Here is a 16523-nt window from a genome sequence, read left to right on the forward strand (position 1 = left end):
GAAAACGCCGCTGAAATATGGGGCAGGAACGGGCTGGGGCAGAATGGCAAAGCTCAAATAACAGCAGATACAATGCGGCGGAGTGTCGCAAGATGCTCCGTCGTAGGAATGTACTGTTATTTATAATAGTGCAAATCCAGCAGGAGGGGAGGTGATGAATCTACATGAAGTACCCGTATTTCAGAGGTCTGGAAGCAGACCGATACAGTTTCTACCGTGTGCCGAAAGCACTCATCAAGGTAGACCTGTTTGAAAAGATGTCTGGCGATGCAAAGCTGCTTTATGCAGTCTTGCTGGATCGGATGAATCTCTCGCTTAAAAATGGCTGGCAGGACGAGAATGGAAATGCCTACATCATCTGTACGATAGATGAAATCATGGATTCGATTCGATGTGCCAGACAAAAAGCGGTCAAACTGCTGGACGAGCTGGAACACGAATATCAGCTTATTGAGCGGCGCAGGCAGGGCTTGGGAAAGCCGAACCTGCTCTATGTGAAAGACCTTTATGCGGGGCTTTCGCAATCGAACTACTGGAAGTATGAAAATCATACTTCCGGTGGTATGAAAAACGAACTTCCGGGAGTTCCAAAATCAAACGGAAGTAATACTGAGAAGATAAATAAGACAGATAATAGTGAAACTGATCTTATCTATCCGGCTGAATTACAGGAAGAAGAACAGTATCGCCGCTATTTCAAGGAAGCTCTGGAACTGGAAATTCTGGAACAGGGCTATCCGGCAGATAAAGCGGTTCTGTATGAAATTCTGGAACTGCTGGTGGAAACCGTCACCAGCAGAAAGAAATTCCTGCGCATCTGTGGCGAGGATAAGCCGAAGGAGGTGGTGAAAAGCCGCCTCATGAAGCTGGATTCTTCCCATATCCAGTACATATTGGAGTGCTTAAAAGAAAACAGCACTCAGATTCGGAACATCAAGCAATACCTGCTGGCAACGCTCTATAATGCGCCTGTGACCGTGGATAGCTATTATTCCGCACAGGTTCGGCATGAATTTGGGTGGGGCGGCAGGGTAGATAAAAATTAAGGAGGACAACCCCATGAACATCGTATTCATGAGTATGGACACGCTGCCCTCTACGCTGTGGGCGCGTGATCTGTACGACCAGATGCACATTCGCAGTGATTTCCGCAAGTGGTTTCCGCGTATGTGCCAGTATGGTTTCATCGAGGGTCGCGACTACGAGTATATGCCTCGTGTCCGGCTGCAGGATGAGGGCGGGCGCACGGTCCAGCGGTATGTAAAAGACTACCGTATCACGCGGGACATGGCAAAGAAGCTCTGCAAGCTGCACCACACGGCGGTCGGTGCGGCGTACCATCCGCAACCGTTTGACTGGGATGCGCTGCTTGGCCTGCTGCATAAGAAGCCGCCGCGCCGGAGCGGCTACGAAGCGCAGTTGAGCGATTCAGATTCGCTGGTTACGACTACGCAGATCGCCAAAGAGTACGGCTGTGGAGCCAAGGTATTCAATCGGCTGCTGCATCTGCACGGCATCCAGTACCGGGCCAACGGCCAGTGGGTGCTGTATTCGGAACACCACGGCAAGGGTTATACGTCCAGCCTGGCGTTTCGGCTCCAGCGCAGCGATGGCTCCGAAGTGGAAAAGCTGCACACTGCATGGACGCAGAAAGGCCGGAAGTTCCTTTATCACACTTTGAAGCGGCGTGGAGTGCTGCCGCTGGCTGAACAGGGAGGTTAAGCCTATGAATTTTACCGACAATCCGTTTGAACGCATGATGCGCCAGCGTCCGGGAACGGACAGCGGCCATCCCTGCAAGCACTGCCGGCACAAATGGGAGTGCGGCTATCTGCTGCACCAGTGCCGTAAGAAGTTCCGCTCGGTGCTGGGCGATACCGCGCCGCCTGCGGCCGGGGCAGTCCGCCCCTGATGCAGCGGTGATAGATGGGAGGTGAGCAACCATGCAGGAAGAAGTCAACGAGAAAACCATTTCGCTGTGCATCAAAGGAGGAAAAATCACCGCACAGATTTTGAAAGCGGCTTTGATAAAGCTGCTGGCAGAGATGGACAAGAAAAAGCAGCGGGGGAAAGGAGAAAAAAGCCAATGTAAGAAAACGGGTCGGCAGAGCATCAAGAGCCTGCAGAAGAGCGGCGCGCAGATCACGAACATCGTTGTCACAGACAATAATATCAAGTCCTTCGACCGGGTAGCCCGGAAATATGGCATTGATTATAGTCTGAAAAAGGTGGAACAGGAGGGAAAAAGCGAATATCTGGTCTTTTTCAAGGCCAAGGACGTGGATGTTATGACCGCCGCCTTTAAGGAGTACACCAGCGAAACGCTGAAAAAACAGAAGCGTGAATCGGTACGCAAGAAGCTGGAAAAGGTGAAAGAGGAACTTTCCAATCACCGTCAGCTCAAGAAAGAAAAGAAGAGGGAGCAGGAACCGATACGATGAAAAATCAGAAAACACCTGCCCGCCTGCCGCGCAAAGCACCGTCCAACCAGACGGGTGGGACGGCATGGGGCAAAAAAATGGCTGCGGAAATCAGCCGGATGGCGCAGGCAGCAGATATGAAAAGGCTGATCCTGTTGAATTTTCCGTACATCATCGCCTTTTACATGGTGGAGAAAGCCGCATGGCTCTACCGCCATTGCAATGGCGATTCCGTGGTGGACAGGCTGATGGTTCTTTTTATGAACTTTGGCCTGGCCTACAAAAGTGTCTTGCCCAGCTTTCACCCATTCGACCTGATGGTGGGGCTGGTCGGCGCAGCTGCACTGAAAGCAGTGATCTACTTCAAAGGGAAGAACGCGAAGAAGTATCGGCAAGGCGAGGAATATGGCTCTGCCCGGTGGGGCAACCAGAAGGACATCGAACCTTTTATTGACCCGGTATTCGAGAACAACGTCATCCTCACACAGACCGAACGGCTGATGATGAGTGGTAGACCAAAGCATCCGAAGTACGCCCGCAATAAGAACGTCATTGTGATCGGCGGCAGTGGAAGCGGTAAGACCCGATTCTACGTCAAGCCGAATTTGATGCAGATGCCCCAAAAGGTAAGCTATGTCATAACTGACCCCAAGGGTACGATCATTATCGAGTGTGGAAAGATGCTCTCGGATGCCGGGTATAAAATCAAAGTCCTGAACACCATCAACTTCAAAAAATCCATGCGGTACAATCCGTTCCATTACATCCGCAGTGAGAAGGATATTCTGAAACTGGTCAATACCATCATCGCCAATACAAAGGGCGATGGAGAAAAATCCGGCGAAGATTTCTGGATCAAAGCCGAACGCCTGCTCTACTGCGCACTGATCGGCTACATCTGGTATGAAGCCCCGGAGGAGGAGCAGAACTTTTCCACGCTGCTGGAGTTCATCAACGCCAGCGAAGCCCGCGAGGATGACGAAGAGTTTAAGAATCCTGTGGATGAACTGTTTGAGGAATTGGAACAGAAGAAACCGGAGCACTTTGCAGTCCGTCAGTATAAGAAGTATAAGCTGGCGGCCGGTGTTGTATGCTCTAAAAGACTTCTTAATCAAGCGGTTGGGAAGTCTCTTAGAACACACAACCTAAAACCGAAGAAAGGAGCGCAAGTTATGAGAAAAAATGAGAAAATCACAGCTCTGTACGAACGACTGAGCCGTGATGACTTTGGCAAAGATGATGACCAACAGCGTGAGAGCAATTCCATATCCAATCAAAAGGCAATGTTGGAGGAGTTCGCCGCACGGCAGGGCTTTACAAACATTGTCCATTTCACGGACGATGGCATTAGTGGTACTTGCTTTGACCGTCCCGGATTTTTAGCAATGATGAAAGAAGTGGAAGCCGGGAATGTGGAGTATTTGTGCATCAAGGACATGAGCCGCATGGGTCGTGACTATCTGAAAGTCGGTCAGATTATGGAAATCCTGCGTCAGCGTGGCGTTCGCCTTATCGCCATCAATGACGGCGTGGACAGTGCCAGAGGGGACGATGATTTTACCCCTTTCCGCAACATTATGAACGAATACTACGCCAGAGACACCAGCCGTAAAATCCGTTCCACTTTCCAGTCCAAAGGCAAGTCCGGCAAGCACCTCACAGGCACGGTCATTTACGGCTATCTTTGGAACGAAGCCAGAGACCAATGGTTGGTTGACCCCGAAGCCGCCGAGGTGGTCAAGCGCATCTTTGCCATGACGATTGACGGCTACGGTCCGTATCAGATCGCCAGCAAGCTGAAAGAAGAAAAAGTCCTCATTCCGTCCGCTTACCTTGCCCGGCACGGCGAGGGCGTGAACAAAAATAAGACCTTCAAAGATGTGTACGGCTGGGGTTCTTCCACCATCTGCAACATTCTTGAAAAGCGTGAATATCTGGGACACACCATCAACTTCAAGACCCGAAAGCACTTCAAGGACAAGAAAAGTCATTATGTCCCGGAGGACGAATGGACAATTTTCGAGAATACCCATGAAGCTATCATTGACCAGCAGACCTTTGACCTTGTGCAGAAAATCCGTGGGAATGTCAGACGCTACCCGGACGGCTGGGGCGAAGCAGCTCCCCTCACAGGCTTGCTTTATTGTGCCGATTGCGGCGGCAAGATGTATGTCCACCGTACCAACAACGGCAAGCGTATTTCTCAATATACCTGTTCCCAATACAGCAAAGTCCCAGTTGGAAAGCTCTGCACGACACAGCACCGTATCAATGAAGATGTGGTACTGTCCCTTGTTTCCGAAATGCTCAAAGCTATTGCCGAGTATGCGAAGCATGACAGAGCCGAGTTTGTCCGAGTGGTGCAGGAAGCGCAGTCCAGCCAGCAGACGGCAGAGGTCAAGAAACAGCGGACACGCCTTGCCACCGCAAAGCAGAGAGTTTCCGAGCTGGAAGTCCTGCTCTGCAAAATCTATGAGGACAACATTTTAGGAAAGCTGTCTGACAGCAGATATGCCACTCTGGACGCTCAATATGAAAAGGAGCAGACCGAGCTTACCGCTGAAATCTCTGTTCTGGAAAAGGCTATCAAGAGCTACGAGAAGCACGAAAAGGACGCTGACCGTTTTATCGCTCTGATTGACAAGTATGAGAACTTCGACAAGCTGACGATTGCCATGCTCAATGAGTTTATTGAGAAAATCCTTGTGCATGAGCGTGACCGCAAGGGCAGTATTCAGACCACACAGGAGGTCGAGATTTACTTCAATTTCGTGGGTCGTTTCGTTCCCCCTGCGTTTGGCGAAGTGGAGCTTACCCCGGAGGAATTAGAGGAAATCCGCAAGCGTGAGGAACGCAAGGACAGGCTCCACCAGAACTACTTGAAGCGGAAAGCCAATGGTAAACAGAAAGAGTATGAGGAGCGCACGAAAGCCAAGAAAAAAGCGGAGATTGAAGCCAGAAAACAGGCAATCCGCACCGAGGATATTGCCAGAGGGGTATTTATCCCGGTGAGCAGTTTGCCGCAGCTGGGACCGAGAAAGGGAGCGTGATTTTATGAAAGAGTTGAAACCGAGAATCCATGAGAACGGTATGGACTATGTGTTGGTGGGCGACTACTATGTGCCGGACTTGAAGCTGCCGGAGGAACGCCGACCTATTGGGCATTGGGGACGCTTGCACCAGTCCTATCTGAAATTGCACCGTCCCATGCTTTACAACGAGCTAATTTTGTCCGGCAGGCTCCACACCGTCGTTGCCGATCTGAACGAGCAGGCGGCAGACAGGCTGGACTTGATTATCCGGCAGATGATGAAAGCCGAGGGCGTGACCGAAGCCATGAAAGCGGAAAATCAGATGTTATGGGTGCAGTCAATGAACTCCATCCGCTGCCGGGCAGAGGAAATCATCAAGACGGAACTAATCTACTGTTGAGAGAGGTAAAGCTATGATTTTGGAAGCCATGTATAATGGGGAGTTTTATCCCTGCGAGACAGTTGTACCTACATCACCGGAATACCGAAAGGCAGTCATAGCCTGTGAAAAGCTCATGGAGCAGTTGTCCCAGCGGCTCAGCAAAGAGGACTATGAGCTGGTGCAGGAACTCCGGGCGCAGACAGCAATCGCCCAATGTGAAGAAAGTGAAAGTCACTTCAAGTATGGCTTTTCCGCTGGGCTGATGTTCAGCAGGAAGCCCATGAACAAGTGCAGCAGAAGAAAGAAAAATAGATGAAGAAAGCCGCCTGAGCAGAAAGAAACTGTTCGGGCGGTTTCAGCATTCGCCAGTAGATTTATTCACACTCTTGTGATAAAATTTACTACAATAAAGAGCGTGATAGCACTAATTTTATGGGGGGATGCTTAATGAATAGAATTTTGAAAAAATTTTTACAGCGGGGTGTCGATTTAAGTCCTGTGGGAGTTGAACTCCGTGAGGATAATACAAATTATTTTTGTACCCCAAAAGGGGCATCGGTTTTTGGATGGGCAGGGATAGATGGTATCCACTTCTGTTTCATTCGTGGATTTGGAGAGATGGTTTTCTCTGTCAGCCCCATGAATACTTCTCCTGATTATGTTCATCCAGTAGCTGAAAATTTTACCGACTTTCTGCGGCTTATACTGGCTTGTGGTGATGTGGCGGCAGTGGAACAAGCGTGGATGTGGAACGAAGCACAGTTTGAAGCCTTTCTCAATGAAAACCCTACAACCCAGGAACAACAGCAAACTTTATCGGAAATTTCAGAGAAGATGAATTTGTTGCCTATGGAACAACCGTGGACATATATCAAAAACCTGCAATCTTCCTTTGATTACAGTCAGATTAAATACACAGAAGATTATTACGATAATGATATGACTTCAGAGGCAGAATTGGTTGCCCCTGAATGGAAGGTCTACTTTGATGGAGATTTCTGGGGACATCGAGGTAAAGACCGTGCCGGAAAAGAGATCAAGCTGGATAAACAATTCGATTGGGCTGGATATCATTGGGTAATTCCGGCAGCTTATTCATGTAGCAAAGGACTTGTCGTTGATTTTTGTATGCGAGTTGATTCAGAAAGCATCCGTGACTTCATGAAAAAATGGAATCTGGACTGGGAAAATGACTCATGTGAAAATTTTACCCGTGAGCAACAGATGCAGATGGAATGGGAAAACCCACTTTGTTTTAACTTCAAACCTTGCTTGAAGTTAAACGAGAAAATATTACAGACAACCCATGGCTGCGCTGTGAGCTTTAATCCTTGTCTGCCAGATGGCGTTATCAATGAGTTGGAAGCAAAATGGGCAATCGACCATTATGGGCTGGATAGTACTTATGGCTGGGTCATATGCAGAGACGTATTTCCTTGGGGAACCAAGCATCACCCTGAAATCAATAAACTTTTTCTTACAATGGAGCAGCAACCAGGACAAGTTCCAGGCTCACATTTCAAAGTTCACGCACCCGGAGATTCATTTATGTTTTCCCATCCTGTTAGCGGAATAACCCATACACTGACCGTGCAGGAAATAGAACAGCAGACAGTTCCTCAAAATAGTTTTGGTTCTGATCGCTGGATTTATCCGACACATTATATTGCCATGAGTTATACACTTACCCCTGAACCGATGGAGAACATTTCGGTTTTTGACTGTGATGAAGGCGATAGACCGATAGAAGTTACACCAGACGATCATTCGTTCCGTCCAGTTGGCAGTAGTTCCTGTTTTGTTGTTGGTGTTATTGGTGGTGCAGATGGTCCGACAGCAGTTATATATGGAACAAATTCACAAGAAAAACTTCATGCTGCTTGTTCTGCTCTGCACTTTGAACCGGTTGGTGATGATGTCGAGTGGCGTATCGTGTTCAATGTTACGCAGTTTGACAAAGAAACATTCCCAATTATCTAAAAATACCCTTAGAACTCTAAGGGCGCACTTCTATACTCTCTATCGAGAGTAGTGCGTCCTGCGGAGCTTCATTCCCGGTCAGCAGAAGAAAACTGCTTGACCGAGAATGTTGCGTCACTTCGTTCCGTCAAGGTGGCTACACCCCCTTGCGCCGCTAAAGCGGCTATCCCTTGTGGACTTGCCGTCCGCAAACAGCATAAAATGCTGTTCGCCGCCAGCAAGTTTGAAAAACTGAATACCGAAAAACTGACCGTTGACTGGTCGCACTATGCGAAAAGTTGACGGTCTTTTTTTATCCCCAAAATCAAAAAAGGAGGTCAATCCCAATGACAAAACCGAAAACCCTCGACCAGCTCCGAGCTGAAAAGGAACGAGCTGAGACGCAGCTTGCGCAGGAACAGCACAAGCTGGAGCGTCTGGAGAACCGAAAGAAGTATCTGGAGAAAGGCGAACGCACCAAGCGCACCCACCGCCTTTGCAATCTGGGCGGCACGGTTGAGAGCCTTGCCCCGGAGGTCAAAGATCTCACACGCACCGAAATGACAGGGCTGATGGAACAAATCTTTTCTTTGTCCGAAGTCCAGCGAGCCGTCCGTCACATGACGATTACCCACATCAGCCAAGCAAACAGAGAAAAGGAGTTGAAAGCCGATGGCACTATTTCATCTGAGCGTCACGCAGACTAAGCGAAGCGCAGGACAGTCCGCTATCGCTTCTGCTGCCTACCGAGCCGGGGAGCGATTGTATAGCGAGTATTACGGCGAATACAGCGACTACACCCGCAAGGGCGGCGTGATCTGCTCTGACATTCTCTTGCCGTCCCATGCACCGCCAGAATACGCAGACCGCCAAACCCTATGGAACGCCGTGGAAAAAGCCGAGCGTGGAAAGAACGCCCAGCTTGCATACAGCTTTGACATTGCCTTGCAGAATGAATTTTCCCTTGAGGAAAACATCGCTCTTGCAAGGCAATTTTTATTGGAGAACTTTGTGAGCCGGGGCATGGTGGTTGACTTCGCCGTACACCAGCCAGACCGGGAGGACGGCGGCATACCCAATCCACATTTTCATGTGCTTTGCCCTATCCGCCCCATCGAGCAGAACGGCAAATGGGGGCTAAAGCAACGCCGGGTGTATGAGCTGGACGAGGACGGCAACCGTATCCGGGACCAGAACGGCGAGTTTGTTTTCAACGCCGTTCCCACTACCGACTGGGGCAGTCCCGAAACGCTGGAATACTGGCGGCAGACATGGGCGGAGCTATGTAACGCCAAGTTTGCGGAAAAGGGGCTTGACGTTCGTATCGACCACCGAAGCTATGAGCGTCAGGGCGTGGAGCTTCTTCCCACCGTCCACGAGGGCGCAACCGTCCGGGCAATGGAGAAGAAAGGCATACGCACCGAGAAGGGCGAGTTCAACCGCTGGATCAAGGCAACCAATGCCGTTATCCGGGACATCAAGAAGAAAATCGCTCTCCTGTTCGATTGGATTGCCGAAGCAAAAGCAGAGCTTGCCAAGCCGCAGGCACCCGACCTTGTTTCTCTGCTGAACGCCTATTACACCCAGCGCAGAGCCGGGGCGTATTCGCAGAAAGGCAAGGTCAGCAATCTAAAGGAGATGAACGAGACTTTCAATTATCTCCGGGCAAACGGCATTTATTCCCTTGAAGATTTGGAACACCGTGTCAGCGAACACAGTGCTACCACAGAGAGCTTGAAGAAAACGCTGGACGAACAGACCGCCCGAATGAAAGCAATTAAGCAGCTCTATGACAGCTCCGCTGCTTTCCAGAGCTTGAAGCCTGTCTATGACGGCTTGCAGAAAATCAAGTTTGAGAAGCCCAGAGCCAAGTACAAGGCAGAGCATGAAACGGAACTGAAACAGTTCTACGCCGCCAGACGCAAGCTGACCGGAGAGTTCCCGGACGGCAAGGTGGATATGAAAAAGCTGACCGAAGAGTATGACGAGCTGGAACAGGCGCACAACACCACCTATGGCGAGTTTAAGACCGTCAGAGACGATTTACACCGTCTTTGGAAGGTCAAGTCATGCGTAGATACTGCCGCCCGATTTAACGAGCGTACAGAGGAACAAAAGCTCCAAAATCGACCCAAAACACGACACAAAAAGGAGGATATGACACGATGAAAAAATACGACTGGAAGAACGAGTACAACCCCATCCGCAGAACGGCAAAACGCCTTTTGAGCGGAGAAGCTTTGACCGATGGCAGACCGCTTTCCGACCTGATCGAGCTGGACGAACACACCCGGAAATGCCTTGCCTTTGAAGCCACCCTCACCGACCGCCAGATTGATATGTTGCAGGAGCTGGGCTATCTGCCTGTTATCATGAGACAGTACGGCGAGGAATGTGCGAACTGCCCCTACACGCTGGACGAGCGTGAGCATGGCATTTGCAGACGATGCGCTGTTTTCAAGAAGTAAGGAGGACGCCCATGCAGTACACCCAAGCACAGATCGACAGGGCAAACGCCGTCAGTCTGGAAGATTTTCTCCGCACACAGGGAGAGACGCTTATCAAAAGCGGACGGGAATACCGCTGGAAAGAACATGACAGCCTGACCGTCCGGGGAAACAAGTGGTTTCGCCACAGCCAGAGCAAGGGCGGCTATCCCATTGATTTTGTCATGGAGTTTTACGGCAAGTCCTTTCCCGAAGCTGTCCAGCTCTTAACCGGCGAAAGCGGTGAGGGACAGAGCAAAGCCAGCACAGCACCGCCCACAGCGTTTCACTTGCCCTTGCACAACAGGACAGCCGACAGAGCAATCCAATATCTCACAGAAAGCCGAGGTCTCAACAAAACGCTTGTTGAGGCTTTTCTTCTTTCCGGGGATATTTACGAGGACGTAAAACGGCACAATGTTGTGTTTGTCGGCAGAGACCGAAGCGGTACGCCGAGATACGCCCATGTGCGAGGAACGGCAGACCCATTCAGGCAGGACATTGCCGGGTCTGACAAGTCCTATCCATTCCGCTATGAGGGGAACGGCAATCAGCTCTTTGTCTTTGAAGCGCCGATTGACCTGTTATCGTTCATCTGCCTTTATCCGCAAGACTGGCAGACAAGGAGCTATATTGCCCTGGGCGGCGTTTCAGGCAAAGCCCTTGACCGTTTTCTTTCTGAACGCAAGGACACCCAAAAAGTATTCCTCTGCCTTGACAGTGACACCGCAGGAAGTGAAGCCTGCTCCCGACTGGCACAGTCCATTCCCGGCGAGATCGCCGTCATTCGCCTTGTTCCGGCAAGGAAAGATTGGAACGATGTTCTCCGTCAGCAAGGGGACATTCCCAGCCGCAAATTCATAGCCGAGACAATCACGCTGCGAGAGCTGCCCACTGCCCAGCCTGTTCCCATGCTCCGCATGGCAGATGTGGAGCTTACGAGCGTGGAATGGCTATGGTTTCCGTATATCCCCTTTGGAAAGCTGACGATCATACAGGGCAACCCCGGCGAGGGCAAGACCTACTTTGCCATGCGTCTTGCGGCGGCTTGCACCAACCGAAAGCCCTTACCCGGTATGGAGACACTTGAGCCTTTCAATATCATCTATCAGACCGCTGAGGACGGTCTGGGCGATACCGTTAAGCCCCGGCTGATGGAAGCTGACGCAGACCTTGAACGAGTGCTTGTTATTGACGATAGAGACACGCCGCTGACCCTTGCTGATGAGCGCATCGCAAGAGCAATCCGAGAGAACAACGCAAGGCTGGTTATCATTGACCCGATGCAGGCGTTTCTGGGCGCAGATGTGGACATGAACCGGGCAAATGAAGTCCGTCCCATCTTCCGTAGTCTGGGAGACATTGCACAGGCTACCGGATGCGCTATCGTGCTGATCGGACATCTGAACAAAGCCGCAGGAACGCAAAGCACCTATCGGGGATTAGGGTCTATCGACATTACGGCGGCAGTCCGCAGTCTGCTCTTTATCGGCAAGCTGAAGGACAGCCCCACAACGAGGGTGCTTATCCATGAGAAAAGCTCCCTTGCGCCGCCCGGACAGTCCCTTGCCTTTTCTCTGGGAGACGAGAAAGGCTTTGAATGGATAGGAGCTTATGACATTACCGCTGACGAGCTTCTTGCCGGGACAGACACCGCCAAGACCGAGAGCAAGACCGCACAAGCGCAAATGCACATTCTGGAACTGCTGGCAGATGGAAAGCGTATGCCAAGTGCAGAGCTGGAAAAGACGGTCAATGAGCGTGGGATTTCCTCACGCACCATGAGAACGGCAAAGAGCCGTATCGGGGACAGGCTTGTGACCGAGAAAGACGGCACAGCATGGGTCTGCTATCTCCGAGACTGACAACAGGAACACGGCAAGCGTGGCAAAGACGGCAAGGTTTTTATAGATACCTTAATGTTGCCGCCTTGCCTTGTTCCCTCATACCGACATCGCCCGATGATGAACAGTCACCGGGCATTTTTCATTTACAGGAGGATTTTGAATGAACAATACCGCAACCAACACCGCCCCTTGCCCGACTGTCAGAAAGCAGATCGGAAAGACAACCTATATCGTCCGTGTGCATTTCAGCCAGACCGCAAAAGAGACGATGGAGGACAAAATCAAGCGTCTGCTCCGTGAGGAAGTCCGCAAAATGTGACTTCTTTGTGAATTTGATGAAAAAGTCCTTGACTTTTCGTCTCTGGCAAAACGGCAAAATCCATCCTCATTTCCTGCGGTGCCAGACTAGCCCCATTTGATATTGCGGAGCTGCGTGACCTTATGGCCTATGATGAAATGGAACTGGATTTTCTGGGGGATCGCCGCACGGCCTTGTTCGTTATCATTTCCGACACGGACGATACCTTCAATTTCGTGGTGTCCATCATGTACACCCAGCTTTTCAATCTGCTTTGTGACCGTGCAGATGATCAATGCGGAGGTCAGCTAAAGTATCATGTGCGGCTGCTACTTGATGAGTTTGCGAACATCGGTCTGATCCCGAAGTTTGATAAGCTGATCGCCATCATCCGCAGCCGCGAGATTTCGGCATCCATCATCCTGCAGTCTCAGAGCCAACTTAAAACCATCTACAAGGATGCCGCAGAAACCATCATCGGCAACTGCGATACCATGCTGTTCCTCGGCGGCAAGGAAAGTTCGACGCTCAAAGAAATTTCCGAAACGCTGGGAAAAGAAACAATCGACCTATATAACACATCCGACACACGCGGTCAAAGCCCATCCTTTGGTACAACCTACCAAAAGACCGGAAAGGAGCTTATGAGCCGGGACGAACTTTCTGTCATGGATGGCAGCAAGTGTATCCTGCAGCTGCGCGGTGTCCGGCCATTCCTCAGCGACAAATTCGACATTACCAAGCATAAGCGGTACAAAGAACTGTCGGACTTTGATAAGAAGAACGCTTTCGATGTGGAACGCTACCTGAAGCACGAACTAAGGCTGCGGATGGATGAAGAATTTGATTGCTACGAGGTGGATGTGTCCGAAGAAAGCACAGCATAGGAAGGAGGTCATTATCCGAAGTAAATTCGCCCGTCCGCCTGTCCGGGCAGGCCCCGTGGCAGGAAATTCACCCGACTGATCTCTACATTTTGCGATTCCAAAAGGCTGATTTTTGTGAAAATGAAAGGAGAAGCCAGAATTGCAGGAAGCAGGCAGCACCGAAGATGTGCCAGCCTGTTTTTCTTTTGGAATCGTACTTTTTATCAATGCTGCAATCTGGCGAAAAACGACTATGGAATTCTTCAATCAGGCTATTACCGTTCTGCAGACTCTCGTTGTTGCCATCGGCGCGGGCCTTGGTGTTTGGGGCGTTGTGAACCTCATGGAAGGGTACGGAAACGACAACCGTGCGATGCGTTCCTGACTGAAAAGGTCAGGCACAAGTTGAAGGACTAAAGAAGTCCAGAATCTTGGAGAACTGATATTTCGATGGATGAAATGAGGGAGTAACGCCCCGAAGCGTCCACACTGATACTCCGACTGGCATAGGCGCGCAACCGCCGATTGTCAGAAGCTCGGTGAAGTCGGCAGAAAGATGTCGTAGTTCTGGCCGCAAGGTCAGAGCCGAAAGCTGTCCAGAGGTGGACGGTGCATCGGATATGCCGGGTGTCAGCCGCCCATGGTTAGTATGTATGGAAATACTGACGAACTTCTGAATGTACAAGTCTAAACGTTGATACCATCGAAATGGTGGTACTCCTTATATGGAGGTATTCGTGGATGAGTAAGAATGGTTGTTATGAAAGTCCATGTGCCGTTACAGGCGGCACGATTCGGAAAGAATTGAATACAGGCTTAGAGGAAGAACCTAAAGGTGGCCCATGATAGAAATATCGGAACGCAGGAAGCTGAAAACATTTAGCCTGTTGCAAGGCTGTGAGATGGTGGATGGGAATACCTTCGTGAGAGGGCAATAACCATTCTTTGTTTCAGTGAAAGTAGTGGCGTAGTACCTGTGAAACCGTGAAAAAGTAAGCGGTGGAGGGAAGGCCACAAGTCGAATTCAGTGAAAGTAACATCAAGATACAACAAACACAGCTTCGAGTAAGACTAAGAAAATCCAACCCGAAAGGAGAGGATGCCTGTGTTGACTTCGGAGCGGCGAGAAAAGAAGCAAGGAAAAATCCGAAACTCGGAATACTACGGCATGGAATTCATCTTTGATACGTTGTATGCAGAAAGCAGGAATGGCAAAACATTCAATCACCTCATGGAAATCATTGAGAGTGAAGAAAACATTAAACTGGCATACCGAACTATCAAAAGGAACCATGGAAGTAAAACGCCGGGTGTAGATAAAAAGACAATACGAAATCTCGCAAAACTAAGCGAGGATGAGTATGTCCGCCTTGTAAAGAAGAAATTCAGTAATTACCATCCTCGCCCAGTAAGGCGTGAGGAAATACCAAAGGGTAATGGAAAAACCAGACCACTGGGGATTCCGGCGATCTCAGACCGTATCGTGCAGCAATGTATATTACAAGTCATGGAGCCAATCTGCGAAGCGAAGTTCAGTGAAAATTCTAACGGATTCCGCCCAAATCGTTCCGCAGAAACAGCCATTGCACAGTGTTGCAGGTTGATACAGGTACAACACCTGTACCATGTAGTAGACCTTGATATTAAAGGCTTCTTCGACAATATCAATCACACAAAGCTGATACGGCAAATATGGTCACTTGGTATTCGGGATAAGAAACTGCTGTGCATTATAAAACAGATGCTAAAAGCCCCTGTTATCCTGCCGAATGGTGAAAAGATTTACCCCACCAAAGGTACGCCGCAGGGCGGAATCCTTTCACCACTACTTGCTAATATCGTGCTGAACGAACTGGACTGGTGGATTGCATCCCAGTGGGAAAATATGCCGACCAGAACGGAATTCACGATACGGCATAATCGTGCAGGTGCAGAAATAAAAAGCCACGTCTATCGGGCATTGCGGCGCAGTAATCTGAAAGAAATGCACTCGGTTCGGTATGCGGACGATTTCAAGATTTTTTGCTCATCCCATGCGGATGCAGTAAAGGCATATCATGCAACAGCCAAATGGTTGAAAGACCGGTTGGGGCTGGATGTTAGCCCGGAAAAGTCGAGAATTGTCAATCTGAAACGGCAGTATTCAGAATTCCTTGGTTTTAAGCTGAAAGTGCAAAAGCGCAGCAATAAGTACGTTGTAAAATCGCATTTGTGCGACAAAGCGTACAAGAAGGTTCAAAAGAAGCTCACGGAAGAAGTGAAAAAGCTGGAACACTCGGCAGATGATAAGGCTCAGTTCATGCAACTGATGACCTATAATGCTGTGGTGGCAGGAATACACCAGTATTACTGCATTGCAACGGCTGTTTCTGAGGACTTTGGAAAGCTGGCTTATGGGGTCAAAAAGCAGATGCACAATCGTCTGCGGAATGACCTGACACGCAAAGGTGAACTGAAAAAGGGCTATATCAAAGAAAAGTACGGAAAAAGCAGTCAACTGCGATTTCTGCATGGACGGCCAGTAGTTCCTATTGGATATGTTCAGAGCAGAAATGCCCAGCACAAAAGGAAATCGGTCAACAAGTATACGCCAGAAGGTCGGGAACTGATTCACAAGAATCTGAACATCGACACTAAGACGATGCTTTGGCTGATGCGAAACCCTGTGCAGGGTAGGTCGATAGAATACGCAGATAATCGCATATCTCTGTATGCAGCGCAGCATGGAAAATGTGCAGTGACAGGTTCAATCATGGAAGCCCATGAAATCCACTGTCACCACAGGAAACCTATTGCGAAAGGCGGCACAGATGAATACGGAAACCTCGTTCTTATATCGGCTCCAGTCCACAAACTTATCCATGCTTCTGACATGGCTACCATAAAGTTTTACCTGAATCTTCTCAATCTCGATAGTACGCAAATTTTAAAGCTGAATAAGTTTCGTGAGATGGCAGAAATGCCTTTGATTGATTAAAAATCTTTTCTTGTTCAAGCTACGAAGTGTGTAAGTTGTATTGCAAGCCCTGTGCAACTGAATTCGATGGAACGCCGTGTGCGGTGAAAGCTGCACGCACGGTGTGGAGCCGGGGAAAAGTTGGAGATTATATCAAAGACTTACCTATGGCTATCTGGCGCAAAGTCGCAGGGCATGAAGCAGCTCATGTCCGGCGGCGGTGTCATCCTCATCGGCACCCAGCTGATCCCGCTGCTCTCCGGTCTGTTCGGCTGAT

The 16523-nt window shown here is 49.7% G+C and carries 15 protein-coding genes and 3 pseudogenes; all 18 read left to right on the forward strand.

The genetic code is table 11. The annotated features are described in order from the left end of the window. The first annotated feature begins 164 nt into the window (after nt 1–164). On the forward strand, nt 165–1046 hold the full coding sequence (locus C4N22_RS04780) for a DUF6017 domain-containing protein (protein ID WP_112148170.1): 882 nt from the start codon (nt 165–167) through the stop codon (nt 1044–1046). Between the two features lie 28 nt (nt 1047–1074). Beyond that, complete coding sequence (locus C4N22_RS04785) at nt 1075–1722, forward strand: phage antirepressor KilAC domain-containing protein (RefSeq protein WP_181567168.1); 648 nt, start codon at nt 1075–1077, stop codon at nt 1720–1722. A 4-nt stretch (nt 1723–1726) separates the two neighbouring features. Continuing rightward, nucleotides 1727–1912 (forward strand): hypothetical protein, encoded by a 186-nt coding sequence (locus tag C4N22_RS04790; RefSeq protein ID WP_055185257.1) that lies wholly within the window; start codon nt 1727–1729, stop codon nt 1910–1912. 31 nt (nt 1913–1943) lie between these two features. Further along, the gene (locus C4N22_RS04795) at nt 1944–2441 is read left to right on the forward strand and encodes a PcfB family protein (RefSeq protein WP_112148172.1); all 498 of its coding nucleotides are present in this window, start codon (nt 1944–1946) and stop codon (nt 2439–2441) included. 98 nt (nt 2442–2539) lie between these two features. Continuing rightward, entirely contained in the window at nt 2540–5470 is a 2931-nt protein-coding gene (locus tag C4N22_RS04800) for a DUF4368 domain-containing protein (protein WP_112148327.1), read from the forward strand. 4 nt (nt 5471–5474) lie between these two features. Continuing rightward, nucleotides 5475–5852 (forward strand): TnpV protein, encoded by a 378-nt coding sequence (locus C4N22_RS04805; RefSeq protein WP_005944774.1) that lies wholly within the window; start codon nt 5475–5477, stop codon nt 5850–5852. Nucleotides 5853–5865: 13 nt separating this feature from the next. Further along, on the forward strand, nt 5866–6150 hold the full coding sequence (locus C4N22_RS04810) for a DUF6809 family protein (protein WP_005944778.1): 285 nt from the start codon (nt 5866–5868) through the stop codon (nt 6148–6150). A gap of 131 nt (nt 6151–6281) precedes the next feature. Further along, on the forward strand, nt 6282–7814 hold the full coding sequence (locus C4N22_RS04815) for a hypothetical protein (protein WP_015573038.1): 1533 nt from the start codon (nt 6282–6284) through the stop codon (nt 7812–7814). A 96-nt stretch (nt 7815–7910) separates the two neighbouring features. Beyond that, on the forward strand, nt 7911–8096 hold the full coding sequence (locus tag C4N22_RS04820; RefSeq protein WP_005944784.1) for a hypothetical protein: 186 nt from the start codon (nt 7911–7913) through the stop codon (nt 8094–8096). 44 nt (nt 8097–8140) lie between these two features. Then, complete coding sequence (locus C4N22_RS04825; RefSeq protein ID WP_112148173.1) at nt 8141–8500, forward strand: DUF3847 domain-containing protein; 360 nt, start codon at nt 8141–8143, stop codon at nt 8498–8500. Next, a complete protein-coding gene (mobQ, locus tag C4N22_RS04830) occupies nt 8466–9962 on the forward strand; it encodes a MobQ family relaxase (RefSeq protein WP_112148174.1) in 1497 nt (498 codons plus the stop codon). The genes C4N22_RS04825 and mobQ overlap by 35 nt, the downstream gene beginning before the upstream one ends. After that, nucleotides 9959–10261, forward strand: coding sequence for a hypothetical protein (locus C4N22_RS04835; protein ID WP_024729653.1), 303 nt, complete (start codon nt 9959–9961; stop codon nt 10259–10261). Before mobQ ends, C4N22_RS04835 begins: the two co-directional genes overlap by 4 nt. Before the next feature lie 11 nt (nt 10262–10272). After that, nucleotides 10273–12144, forward strand: a complete 1872-nt coding sequence (locus C4N22_RS04840; protein ID WP_112148175.1) for an AAA family ATPase — start codon at nt 10273–10275, stop codon at nt 12142–12144. Between the two features lie 142 nt (nt 12145–12286). After that, nucleotides 12287–12445, forward strand: coding sequence for a transposon-encoded TnpW family protein (locus tag C4N22_RS04845; RefSeq protein ID WP_009243220.1), 159 nt, complete (start codon nt 12287–12289; stop codon nt 12443–12445). A 41-nt stretch (nt 12446–12486) separates the two neighbouring features. Beyond that, nucleotides 12487–13311: pseudogene (locus tag C4N22_RS04850) on the forward strand (VirD4-like conjugal transfer protein, CD1115 family); the annotation flags it as partial. A gap of 232 nt (nt 13312–13543) precedes the next feature. Continuing rightward, nucleotides 13544–13672, forward strand: a pseudogene (locus C4N22_RS04855) (Maff2 family mobile element protein); the annotation flags it as partial. A gap of 717 nt (nt 13673–14389) precedes the next feature. Further along, the gene (gene ltrA / locus C4N22_RS04860) at nt 14390–16267 is read left to right on the forward strand and encodes a group II intron reverse transcriptase/maturase (protein ID WP_112148177.1); all 1878 of its coding nucleotides are present in this window, start codon (nt 14390–14392) and stop codon (nt 16265–16267) included. Between the two features lie 156 nt (nt 16268–16423). Then, nucleotides 16424–16522 (forward strand): annotated as a pseudogene (locus C4N22_RS04865) (Maff2 family mobile element protein); the annotation flags it as partial. Between the last annotated feature and the right edge of the window lies 1 nt (nt 16523).

It is taken from the genome of Faecalibacterium prausnitzii (assembly GCF_003287495.1).
GTDB lineage: Bacteria > Bacillota > Clostridia > Oscillospirales > Ruminococcaceae > Faecalibacterium > Faecalibacterium prausnitzii_I.

Bases quoted from the DNA above. Each gene is read 5' to 3' on its own strand.
- C4N22_RS04780 (WP_112148170.1), top strand. From the start codon at position 165: ATGAAGTACCCGTATTTCAGAGGTCTGGAAGCAGACCGATACAGTTTC.
- C4N22_RS04785 (WP_181567168.1), top strand. From the start codon at position 1,075: ATGAGTATGGACACGCTGCCCTCTACGCTGTGGGCGCGTGATCTGTAC.
- C4N22_RS04790 (WP_055185257.1), top strand. From the start codon at position 1,727: ATGAATTTTACCGACAATCCGTTTGAACGCATGATGCGCCAGCGTCCG.
- C4N22_RS04795 (WP_112148172.1), top strand. From the start codon at position 1,944: ATGCAGGAAGAAGTCAACGAGAAAACCATTTCGCTGTGCATCAAAGGA.
- C4N22_RS04800 (WP_112148327.1), top strand. From the start codon at position 2,540: ATGGCGCAGGCAGCAGATATGAAAAGGCTGATCCTGTTGAATTTTCCG.
- C4N22_RS04805 (WP_005944774.1), top strand. From the start codon at position 5,475: ATGAAAGAGTTGAAACCGAGAATCCATGAGAACGGTATGGACTATGTG.
- C4N22_RS04810 (WP_005944778.1), top strand. From the start codon at position 5,866: ATGATTTTGGAAGCCATGTATAATGGGGAGTTTTATCCCTGCGAGACA.
- C4N22_RS04815 (WP_015573038.1), top strand. From the start codon at position 6,282: ATGAATAGAATTTTGAAAAAATTTTTACAGCGGGGTGTCGATTTAAGT.
- C4N22_RS04825 (WP_112148173.1), top strand. From the start codon at position 8,141: ATGACAAAACCGAAAACCCTCGACCAGCTCCGAGCTGAAAAGGAACGA.
- mobQ (WP_112148174.1), top strand. From the start codon at position 8,466: ATGGCACTATTTCATCTGAGCGTCACGCAGACTAAGCGAAGCGCAGGA.
- C4N22_RS04835 (WP_024729653.1), top strand. From the start codon at position 9,959: ATGAAAAAATACGACTGGAAGAACGAGTACAACCCCATCCGCAGAACG.
- C4N22_RS04840 (WP_112148175.1), top strand. From the start codon at position 10,273: ATGCAGTACACCCAAGCACAGATCGACAGGGCAAACGCCGTCAGTCTG.
- C4N22_RS04845 (WP_009243220.1), top strand. From the start codon at position 12,287: ATGAACAATACCGCAACCAACACCGCCCCTTGCCCGACTGTCAGAAAG.
- ltrA (WP_112148177.1), top strand. From the start codon at position 14,390: ATGCCTGTGTTGACTTCGGAGCGGCGAGAAAAGAAGCAAGGAAAAATC.